Genomic DNA, 10,407 nt, shown 5'->3' with positions numbered 1-10,407 from the left:
GTGTTGAGGTGGGCTCCCCGTCCCCCTGATAGCTGCCCGTTCTTAGGCCCCGGGTGCCCGGGTCAAGCCGAAGCCCCGCAAGCACAGGGTCAAGCAACCACAGAGGGCGCCGGCTTGAGGCGGGTGGCCGGGGTTAAGAGAATGGGCAGCAAGGGGGACGGGGAGCCCACCTCAACACCCCGGCGAACCCCATCACCCCGGCGAACCATCCGGCGAAGAGCGGCGGTAGGCGAGTGGCCCGGGGTCAAAGAGAATGGGCAACAGGGGACAGGGAGCCCACCTCAACACCCCGGCGAACCATCCGGCGGAGAGCGGCGGTAGTCGGTCGGGCTCATGGCGTGGGCCTGGCGGAACTGGCGCGAGAAGTGGAACGGGTCGCCGTAGCCGACGTCGCGGGCGATCTCACTGACCGAGGCCTCCGTCGTCGTCAGCAGCAGCCGGGCCCGCTCCATGCGCAGCGTCGTCTGGTAGGCGTGCACCCCGCCGCCGGTGGCGCGCCGGAACAGCGCCGTCAGGTGCGACGGCGACACGCCCACCAGGGCGGCCAGTTCCGGCACCCGCACGCTGCCGTCGAGCCGCGACGCGAGGTAGGCCATGGCCCGCTCGAGCGGGTCGTCGGCGGCGGGGCCGGCCGACCGGTCCGCGATCAGCTGCGTCATCAGCTTCCACGCCGCTCCGGACACCCCGACCAGCCGCGCCGGGCCGCCGTCGTCGTCGCGGGCGAGCCGGGCCACGATCTCGTCGGCCAGTGCCACCGCGCGGTCGAGCCGGCGGATCGGCACCACCGGCCCGCCCAACGCCTCGACCAGCTCGGGGACGTCGCTGCCGCGCAGGTGACACCACCACACGGTCCAGGGCGACGACGGCGACCCGCCGTAGGCGTGCGGCGTCGCGGCCGGGACGACCAGAGCCGCGCCGGCCCCGATGCGATGCCGGCTCCCGCCGACGGCGGCCCAGCCGCTGCCTGCGGCGCAGACGGCCACCAGGGTCTGCCGCGACCCCTCCGGCCGTTCCGCCATGAACCCGGCCGGGGCGGGGGAGTAGCCGGCGTCGGTGACCACGAGCCGCCGCGTGACCGGCGCGCCGAGCGCCGCCGTGACCTGCCGCCGCGGCACGGCGTACAGCCGCTGCTGGCGTAGACCGTCGCGGGCTGGCACACATCGAGTAGGGCACGAGTTACATACTTGACAAAGTTTATTAAGTCTCCGTAGCGTCGGTGCCGTGCCGATCCAGCGAGGCGGCCCGGTCGAGGGAACTCCGGCCGAGGGCGCCGTCTTCCTCACCGCGTTGACCGCCGGGCCCATCGCCCGCGTCGACATCGCCCGCGAGACCGGGCTGTCGTCGGCCGCCGTCACCCGGGTGGCGAAGCTGCTGATCGACGAGGGCTATCTCGAGTACGCACCGGACCAGCCGCAGTCCACCAACGGCGACGAGACCCGCATGGGCCGGCCCAGCAGCCCGCTGCGGGTGCACGCCCGGCAGACCGGGTCGTTCGGCATCATCGTGCGCCGCGACGAGCTCATCGGCATGGTCTGCGACCTGGCCGGCGCGCCGCGGGTGTCCGAACGCCGCCCGCTGGTCGACAACTCCGTCGACGCCGCGGTCGCCGCCATCGCCGCGTTCCACCGCGAGCTCGTCGCCCGCGCCGAGGAGGTCGGCTTCGTCGTCGCGCCGCACGACCTCGGGCTGAGCCTCTCCGGCGACATCGACCACGACACCGGCTATGTCCGCTACTCGCCGTTCCTCGGCTGGCGCGACGTCGACCTCGGCACCGCCGTCAGCAACGCCGTCGGCGCCCCCGTCGTGGTCGAGAACGACGTCAAGGCGCTCACCGTCGCCGAGCAGTGGTTCGGTCTCGGCCGCGGCATCACGAACTTCGCCGTCGTCACCATCGGCACGGGCATCGGCTGCGCGATCGTGGTCGACGGCGGCCTGGTCCGCGGCGCGCACAGCGTCGCGGGCGAGATCGGCCACCTGCCGCTCGGCGATCCCGCCGTCCACTGCCACTGCGGCGGGCACGGCTGCGTGGAGGCCGAGGCGTCGACGACGGCGCTGCTGGAGCGCTGCCGCGCCGTCACCGGCCTCGACGACCTCACCATCGAGACCGCCGTCGAGCTGGCCCGCTCCGGCGACGAGGCGGTCCGTGCGATCTTCGCCCGGGCCGGCCGGCTCATCGGGCTGGCGCTGGCGTCGGTGGCCAACCTGCTCGGCCCGGAACGCGTCATCGTCGCCGGTGAGGGCGTGTCCAGCTACGACCTGTTCGAGACCGCCATCCGCGAGGCGTTCGCGGAGCAGGCGTTCGGCGCCGCCCACCAGGTGCCCATCCACGTGCGCGACCTGCCGTTCGAGGAGTGGGCCCGCGGTGCCGCCGCGGTCGCCATCCAGGAGCTCGTCTTCCCGTCCCGCCAGCGCGTCACCGCCGACGTGCGCCGCCGCCCAGGGGTCCGTCGTGTCTGAGTCCTCCACCTGGTCCGTGTCCCACGGCGCCACCACCATCGCGCTCACGTGGTTCCGCGGCCGCCTCACCTGGACCGCGCTGCACGACGGCGTCCAGGTCACCGCGCCCGCGCCGCTGCACCTGCACACCGGCGAGGGCCGCGACCTGCTGTCGGGCGCGACCTACCTGGGCGACTCGGCTCGGCAGGTCCACGAGGAGTACGAGCTCGTCGTCGGCAAGCGGGTCGGCCCGCACGCGGTCGACCACCGCGAGCGCACCGTCCGGTTCGGCGCTGCCGGCGGCGGCGAGGTCGCCGTCGTGCTACGGGCCGGGCCCGACGGCGTCGCCTTCCGGTTCGTGCTCGGCGGCCTGGCCGGCACGACGGTGACCGGCGGCGATGCGGGGCTGCGCTTCCCGGCGACGGCCGCGGTCTGGCCGCTCACCTACACGCCCTGGTACGAGACCACGCGGTTCACCAGCACGCTGGACGCGCTGGAGCCCGGCGACTACGGCTTCCCGTTCCTCGTCGAGCTGGCGGACGACAGGTTCGCGCTGGTCACCGAGGCCGACCTGGACGGGCGCTACGGCGGCTCCTTCGCCCGGTACGACGGCGGCGGCGCGCTCACCGTCACGCTGGCGGCCGACGTCGTGCTCGACGGCGACAGCGTGGCGACGCCGTGGCGAGTCGTCATCGTGGGCGACCTCGGCACCGTCGTCGCGTCGCACCTGGTCGACGATCTCGCGCCGCCGGTCGCCGGCGGGGTCGTGCCCGCCTGGGCGCGGCCCGGCCGGGCGGCGTGGTCGTGGTGGTCGGACTTCTACAGCGGCGCGCACCTGTCCAAGCAGCTGCGCATGCTCGACTACGCCGCCGCCCGCGGCTGGGAGTACGTGCTGGTCGACTGCGGCTGGGACGGCGTCTGGATGCCCGAGCTGGTGTCGGCCGCCAGCGAGCGGGGCGTCGGCGTCTTCGTCTGGGTCGTCTGGGACCACCTCGCGACGCCGGAGCAGCGGCGCAAGCTCGCCGAGTGGGCGTCGTGGGGCATCGCCGGCGTCAAGGTCGACTTCATGGAGTCCGAGGCGCAGGAGCGCTACCGCTGGTACGACGAGGTCATCGCCGAGTGCGCCCGAGTCGGCTTGATGATCAACTTCCACGGCTCGGTCATCCCGCGCGGGTGGTCGCGCACGTACCCGCACGTCATGAGCTACGAGGCGGTCCGCGGCGCGGAGTATTACGTCTTCTACAGCGAGCCGCTGACGCCCGAGCACAACACCATCGTCCCGTTCACCCGCAATGTCGTCGGGTCGGCCGACTACACGCCGGTGACCTTCTCGGCCGCCGCCCGGCTGACCACCGAGGCGCACGAGCTCGCACTGGCCCTGGTGCTCGAGTCGGGCCTGCTGAACTACGCCGACGAGATCGACGAGTACGCCAAGCGGCCCATCGCCGAGGCCGCCATCGAGCGGATCCGGGCGCACTGGGACGAGACCCGGCTGCTGGCCGGGCGGCCGGGGGAGTACGTCGTGCTGGCCCGCCGCTCCGGCACGGAGTGGTTCGTCGGGGCGCTGTCCGCGCTGACCGAGCCGAAGGCCGTCACCGTCGACCTCGGCTCGCTCGGGCTGGAGCCCGGCGCGGAGTACGGCGCCACCATCATCACCGACGACGACGGCGACCGGCTCACCCAGGCGACCCGCTCGGTGACCGCCGCGGACACCGTCGACGTCACCCTGCGGCCCCGCGGCGGCGCGCTCGTCCTGCTCGCCCCGCCCGGCGCGGCGCCCGCGCCACTACAGCGGCGACCGGCAGCTGTCGCCGTCGCCGACCCGATCGTGCGCGGCGTCCCCGGCGAGCCGGTCGAGATCGCCGCCGTCGTCACCGGCGCCGAGGCGCACCTCGTCGTGCCGCCGGGCTGGGACGCGCCGCGCCCGGTCCGCGACGGCGTCTGGTCGGTCACCGTCCCCGCGGACACCGAGCCCGGCCACGTCGCCGTCCTGGCCGTCCACGCCGGCGAGCCGATCGGACCCCGTCGTTCCACCCTCGCGCACGTGCGCGTCGTGACTCCCCTCGGCGACCAGCCCGCGTCGCTCGTCGCGCTCACCCCCGTCGCCGCCGTCAACGGCAGCGGGCCGGTCGAGCGCGACATGTCCAACGGCGAGGGCAACCCCGCCGACGGCCGGCCGATGTCCGTGGCCGGTGTCCACCATCCCAGGGGACTCGGCGTCTGCGCCCCGGCGGACGTCACCTGGGTGCTCGACGGCACGGCGGCGCGGCTCACCGCGTCCGTCGGCGTCGACGACGAGAGCCCGGCCGGCACGACGGCGACCTGCGCCGTCGTCGGCGACGGGCGCGTCCTGTCCACCGTCGAGGTCGCGCACGGCGAACCCGCGCGCGAGCTGGACGTGGACCTCACCGGCATCACCCGGCTGCGGCTGGTCGTGCAGCCACCGCCCGCCGGCGCCGAGCCGGCGCACGTGGACTGGATCGACCCGCACGTGCTCCCCCTGACCTGAATCACGCTCTCCCACACGAACGAGAGGTACGACGATGAAGTCGACGAAGACCCTGCTCGGCCTGATGGCCGCGGCGGCCGTCCTGACGCTGGCCGCGTGCGGCGACAACGGCGCCTCGGCCGGCGGCTCCGGCGACGGCGACAGCGGTGGCGACAGCGCCGAAGAGGTGAACCTGACCTTCGCGACGTTCTCGCCCGACCAGGAGCCGGCCATCCGCGAGATCCTCGACGTCTTCGAGGAGCAGAACCCGGGCGTCACGGTCGAGATCCAGATCATCCCGTGGACCGACTACTGGAGCACGCTGCAGACCTCGACCGCCGGCGGCACCGGCCCGGACGTCGCCTGGATGCTCGGCGCGAAGATCGGCCAGTACATCGACGGCGGCGTGCTGCTGCCGCTGGACGACGCGTTCGAGGAGTCCGGCCTCGACATCGAGAAGTACCCGGAGCAGCTGGTCGACCTGTTCGTCGACGACGGCACCACGTACGCGCTGCCCAAGGACTTCGACACCATCGGCCTCTGGTACAACAAGGCGCTGTTCGACGAGGCCGGCGTGGCCTACCCGACGCCGGACTGGACCTGGGACGACGTCATCACCAACGCCCAGGCGCTGACCAAGCCCGACGGCAGCGTCTACGGCATCGGCGCGCCCATGGACCCGCAGGCCACGTACTACAACACGATCTACCAGGCCGGCGGCGAGGTCATCTCTGAAGACGGCACGACGTCGGGCTACGACAGCCCCGAGGCGATCGAGGGCATCAAGTTCTGGACCGACCTGATCAACGTGCACCACGTGTCGCCGACGCTGGAGTCGTTCGCCGACACCGAGTCGGTCGCCCAGTTCATGTCCGGCCGGCTGGCCATGCTCACCACGGGCTCGTTCTACGCGATCCGGTTCGCCAACGACCCGTACTCGTCGGAGAACTTCGACGTCACCGAGCTGCCGGGCGGCGCCCAGGAGGCGACCATCATCAACGGCATCGGCAACGTGGCGCTGGCCTCGACCGAGCACCCGGAGGAGGCCGCCCGCCTCGCCGTGTTCCTCAGCGGTGAGGAGGCCTCGCGGATCTCCAGCGAGACCGGCACCGTCATCGGCTCCTACGACGGCACCCAGCAGGCCTTCGTCGACGCGTTCCCGCAGTTCAACCTGCAGGCGTTCCTCGACCAGGCCGAGAACGGCGTCGTGCTCCCGGTGTCGCGCAACACCGACGCCTGGGCCAGCCGCGAGGGCGAGTTCCTCACCCCGGCCTGGACCGGCGAGCAGACCGTCGAGGAGGCGGCCGCCGGCCTGGCCGGCGCGATGAACGAGGCGCTGGCCCAGGAGAACCAGGGCTGACGCTGCGATGACTCTCACGCGGACGAAGGGTTCGGCGGCGCCTCCCGCGCCGCCGGCCCCGCGCCGCCGGCCGAACCGGCACCCGGACGACGTCTGGGCGGCGATCCTGCTCGCCGTGCCGTTCGGCGGACTGGTGATCTTCTACCTCTGGCCGCTGCTGCGGACGGTGCTGCTCAGCTTCTCCGAGGGCACGGCGTTCACCGGCTACACGCTGAGCGGGCCGCAGAACTGGCAGCAGCTGTTCGAGGGCGACGACATCTGGCGGGCGCTGCTCAACACGCTGGTGTACGCGGCGATCGTGCTGCTCGGCGTGCCGATCGCCATGGTCGTCGCCGCCCTGCTGCACCAGCGCGGGCTGCGCGGCCGCTCGTTCTACCGGACGCTGTACTTCGTCCCCGTCGTGACGATGCCGGTGGCCGTCGCGATGGTCTGGCGCTACATCTACAACGGCGACTTCGGGCTGCTCAACGAGGTGCTCGACTCCGTCGGCGGGCCGACCCGGGCCTGGGTGGCCGACCCCGACACCGCGCTGTACGCCGTCGCCGCCGTCGGCATCTGGATGGCGCTGGGCACCAACCTCATCATCCTGGCCGCCGGCCTCGAGGCCGTGCCGGAGACGCTGGAGGAGGCGGCGATGCTCGACGGCGCCGGGCCGATCCGGCGGTTCTTCTCCGTGACGGTGCCGCTGCTGACGCCGTCGATCTTCCTGGTGTCGGTGCTGTCGGTGATCGGGTCGCTGCAGATGTTCGACCTGCTGTTCATCATGCTCGGCCGCACGAACCCGGCGCTGGCCGACTCCAAGACGATCGTCTACCTGTTCTACGAGGAGGCGTTCGTGCGCAACGACCGCCCGCTCGGCGCAGTGATCGCGCTGGTCACCCTGGTGGTGACGCTCGCGGTGACGGCCGTGCAGTTCCGCCTGCAGCGACGGTGGGTGACCTATGCGTGAGTCTTCCGGGGTGCGCTCGTCCCGGCACCTGATGACGCACGTCGTGCTGATGGCCGGCGCGCTGCTCATGGTGTCGCCGTTCGTCTGGCAGTTCCTGACGTCGATCAAGACGCTGGGGGAGTCGACCCGGATCCCGCCGACGGTGCTGCCGTCGTCGCCGCAGTGGTCGAACTACTCGGCGTTCTTCGACGTGGTGCCGGTCGGCTCGATGGCGGTGAACAGCGTGCTCGCGCTGGTGCTGCGCGTCGTCGCCCAGCTGCTGATCGCGTCGCTGGCGGCGTACGTGTTCGCGCGGCTGCGGTTCCGGTTCCGCGGCCCGCTGCTCGCCTGCTTCCTGATCGTGCTGATGGTGCCGCCGCAGCTGTTCGTGATCCCGCAGTACGAGGTGATCCGGACGATGGGCTGGCTGAACTCGGTGCAGGCGCTGGCGCTGCCCGGTGGGTTCAGCGCGTTCGGCGTCTTCGTGCTGTACCAGTTCATGCGGACGCTGCCGCCGGAGCTGGACGAGGCGGCGCGGATCGACGGCGCCAACCCGTGGCAGATCTACCTGCGGATCATCCTGCCGCTGTGCCGGCCGGCGCTGGCCGCGCTGACCATCCTGACCTCGCTGTTCTCCTGGAACGACCTGCTCTGGCCGCTGATCGTCAACACCATCCCGGAGCGGATGACGCTGCCGGTCGGGCTGGCCACCCTGCAGGGCGCCCAGGGCACCGACTACCCCGTCCTGATGGCGGGCTCACTGCTGACGATCCTGCCCATGGTGCTGGTCTTCGTCCTGCTGCAGAAACAGTTCATCCGCGGCATCGCGATGTCCGGAATCAAGGCCTGACCGCCCTCTCTACGACGAAGGTTCTCTCTTCATGCCTCTCTCGCCAGGTTTCGACGTCGTGCACGAGCTGACCGCCTCCTCCGACGGGGCCGAGGTCTTCGAGCACGGCTGGCAGTCCTTCAGCCCGACGACCACCTACCCGCTCGGCGTCCGGCCGCACCGGCCGACGTCCGAGCGCAACCGGATGCTCAACTACCGGCAGGCGTCGCACCCCGGCCGCGACGGGTACTTCAGCGAGGGGGTGCTGGCGGTCGCCGACGGCGCCGGTTCCGTCCACGTCGTGGCCGCGGCCGACCCGTTCACGACGGGGGTGCGGGTGCAGGCGGTCTCCGACGGCGGCGCGGTCGTCGTGGGGGCGGACGGGCCGGTGACCGTCACCGTCGTCGATGGGTCCGACGTGCAACACGCGCTGCGGAGATGGGCCGCTGACGCCGTCACCGCAGCCGGCCTTCCGGCCGCGAAGCCGGCGCCGACGGCGTGGTGCTCCTGGTACGAGTACTGGGGCGACGTCCGCGAGAGCGACGTCGTCGAGAACCTCGAGGCGATGCGCACGCTCGACCTGCCGATCGACGTCGTGCAGATCGACGACGGCTACTCCGCCGAGATCGGCGACTGGCTGACGCCGTCGTCGACCTTCACCGATCTCCGCGGCCTGGTCGAGAAGATCCGCGGCGAGGGCCGCCGGGCCGGCATCTGGCTGGCCCCGTTCTTCGCCGGCGCCCGGTCCCGGCTGGCCGACGAGCACCCGGACTGGCTGCTGCGCCACCCGCACGGCGGCCTTCTGCACGCCGGGAACAACTGGAACCAGGACCTCTACTCGGTCGACCTGTCGCACCCGGGTGCCGCCGAGTGGATGCACACGGTCTTCTCGACGTTCGCGTCGTGGGGGATCGACTATTTCAAGATCGACTTCGTCGCGGCGGGGGCGATCCCGGGTGAGAGGGCGTCCGGGGCCGATGCGGTGACGGCCTACCGGGACGGCCTTCAGCTGATCCGTGACGCCGTCGGGCCGGACGCGCACATCCTGGGCTGCGGAGCACCCGTCCTACCGTCCGTCGGCCTGGTCGACTCCATCCGCGTCAGCGCCGACACCGGCCACACGCTGGAGCCCGACGACGGCGACATGTGCTCGCCCAGCCAGCAGGCGGCCGTCCTCTCTGCCGAGGGACGGCAGTTCATGAACGGCGTGTTCTTCGCCAACGACCCCGACTGCCTCATCGTCGGGCCGAAGGTCGAGAACCGCGAGACCTGGGCCGCACACGTCGAGAAGGTGGGCGGCGCCGTCGTCAGCAGCGACCGCCTCCTCGGCCTCGACGACTGGGGTCTCGAGACGACGCGGCGGTTGCTCGTCCGCTGACCCGACATCCCGTGATCATCAACCTTCTCGGCTGTCAGGGCAGTCCCAAAGGTTGATGATCATGGGGCGGGGCGGCCGTCCACCACCAGTGTGTCCGGGCTCAACCCCGTCACCGAGGCCGCCTGGATTGAGGAGTATCGCGGACTCCGGGAGGACCCATGCCGCACGTGACCTCGGCCGACGGCACCACCATCGGCTACGACCGGCTCAGTGACGACGGGCCGGCGCTGGTCCTCGTCGGCGGCGGGCTCGACGACGGCGCCGAGAACGTGTCGCTGGGCGAGCACCTCGCCGCCGCGGGGTTCGCCGTCGTCAACTACCGGCGCCGCGGCCGGGGCGACAGCGGCGACACCGAGCCGTACGCAGTCGAGCGGGAGGTCGAGGACCTCGCCGCGGTGATCGACGCGACCGCAGCCGGCGGGCGCCCGCATCTGTTCGGCGCGTCCTCGGGCGCGGCGCTGGCACTCGAGGCGGCGGCCGCGGGACTGCCGGCCGAGCGGATCGCCGTCCACGAGGTCCCGTACCTGCTGGGCGACGAGATGACCGCGGCGTGGCGCCACTACGTCGCCGACCTCGACGCCGCGCTGGGCCGCGGCGATCGCGACGAGGCGTTGCGGCGGTTCATGCGGCTGGCCGGCTCGTCGGAGGAGGACATCGCGGGGGCGGAAGCCGCGCCGGTCTGGCCGGCGCTGCGCGAGCTCGCGCCGACCCTGCGCTACGACGCGGCCTGTCTCGGCGACGGCCCGCCGCCCGCGGACCGGCTGGCCAAGGTCGCGCAGCCGGTGCTGCCCGACCGGCGCGACGGTGGACCCGCACTCGGCCGGGCTGCCGGTCGACATCTTCGGCGCGGCCGCCGACGCCGCGGCGGCCGCGCTGCCCGATGCCCGGCGGCTCACCGTCGAGGTCGCCGGCCACGTCGCCGACCCGGCCGTGTGCTCGGCCCGAAGCTGGCCGAGTTCTACCGCCCCGCCGCCTGACCGGCCCGCCC

8 protein-coding genes are annotated in these 10,407 nt (G+C 72.6%); 7 read left to right on the top strand and 1 reads right to left on the bottom strand.

Annotated features, from left to right (window positions below; all coding sequences use genetic code 11):
• Positions 1–281: 281 nt before the first annotated feature.
• Complete coding sequence (locus E1212_RS28305; RefSeq protein ID WP_131988760.1) at positions 282–1,157, bottom strand: AraC family transcriptional regulator; 876 nt, start codon at positions 1,155–1,157, stop codon at positions 282–284.
• A gap of 64 nt (positions 1,158–1,221) precedes the next feature.
• Here E1212_RS28305 and E1212_RS28300 point away from each other — a divergent pair, with 64 nt between their 5' ends.
• The 7 genes from E1212_RS28300 (at position 1,222) to E1212_RS28270 (ending at position 10,396) form a co-directional block, all read left to right on the top strand.
• A complete protein-coding gene (locus E1212_RS28300; RefSeq protein WP_203417359.1) occupies positions 1,222–2,457 on the top strand; it encodes an ROK family transcriptional regulator in 1,236 nt (411 codons plus the stop codon).
• On the top strand, positions 2,450–4,945 hold the full coding sequence (locus tag E1212_RS28295) for an NPCBM/NEW2 domain-containing protein (protein WP_162605665.1): 2,496 nt from the start codon (positions 2,450–2,452) through the stop codon (positions 4,943–4,945). The genes E1212_RS28300 and E1212_RS28295 overlap by 8 nt, the downstream gene beginning before the upstream one ends.
• A gap of 34 nt (positions 4,946–4,979) precedes the next feature.
• A complete protein-coding gene (locus tag E1212_RS28290; RefSeq protein WP_203417358.1) occupies positions 4,980–6,284 on the top strand; it encodes an ABC transporter substrate-binding protein in 1,305 nt (434 codons plus the stop codon).
• A gap of 7 nt (positions 6,285–6,291) precedes the next feature.
• A complete protein-coding gene (locus tag E1212_RS28285) occupies positions 6,292–7,233 on the top strand; it encodes a carbohydrate ABC transporter permease (RefSeq protein WP_131988756.1) in 942 nt (313 codons plus the stop codon).
• Positions 7,226–8,062, top strand: a complete 837-nt coding sequence (locus tag E1212_RS28280; RefSeq protein WP_131988754.1) for a carbohydrate ABC transporter permease — start codon at positions 7,226–7,228, stop codon at positions 8,060–8,062. Before E1212_RS28285 ends, E1212_RS28280 begins: the two co-directional genes overlap by 8 nt.
• 31 nt (positions 8,063–8,093) lie before the next feature.
• A complete protein-coding gene (locus E1212_RS28275; protein ID WP_131988752.1) occupies positions 8,094–9,419 on the top strand; it encodes a glycoside hydrolase family 36 protein in 1,326 nt (441 codons plus the stop codon).
• A gap of 158 nt (positions 9,420–9,577) precedes the next feature.
• Positions 9,578–10,396: an alpha/beta fold hydrolase gene (locus E1212_RS28270; protein ID WP_203417357.1), complete on the top strand. Its 819-nt coding sequence runs from the start codon at positions 9,578–9,580 to the stop codon at positions 10,394–10,396.
• Positions 10,397–10,407: the final 11 nt, after the last annotated feature.

This window comes from Jiangella ureilytica, from assembly GCF_004348545.1.
Taxonomy (GTDB): domain Bacteria; phylum Actinomycetota; class Actinomycetes; order Jiangellales; family Jiangellaceae; genus Jiangella; species Jiangella ureilytica.
The sequence above is the reverse complement of the archived record's forward strand: the minus strand, read 5'-3'. Positions and strand labels throughout refer to the sequence as shown.

Bases quoted from the DNA above. Each gene is read 5' to 3' on its own strand.
- E1212_RS28290 (WP_203417358.1), top strand. From the start codon at position 4,980: ATGAAGTCGACGAAGACCCTGCTCGGCCTGATGGCCGCGGCGGCCGTC.
- E1212_RS28285 (WP_131988756.1), top strand. From the start codon at position 6,292: ATGACTCTCACGCGGACGAAGGGTTCGGCGGCGCCTCCCGCGCCGCCG.
- E1212_RS28280 (WP_131988754.1), top strand. From the start codon at position 7,226: ATGCGTGAGTCTTCCGGGGTGCGCTCGTCCCGGCACCTGATGACGCAC.
- E1212_RS28275 (WP_131988752.1), top strand. From the start codon at position 8,094: ATGCCTCTCTCGCCAGGTTTCGACGTCGTGCACGAGCTGACCGCCTCC.
- E1212_RS28270 (WP_203417357.1), top strand. From the start codon at position 9,578: ATGCCGCACGTGACCTCGGCCGACGGCACCACCATCGGCTACGACCGG.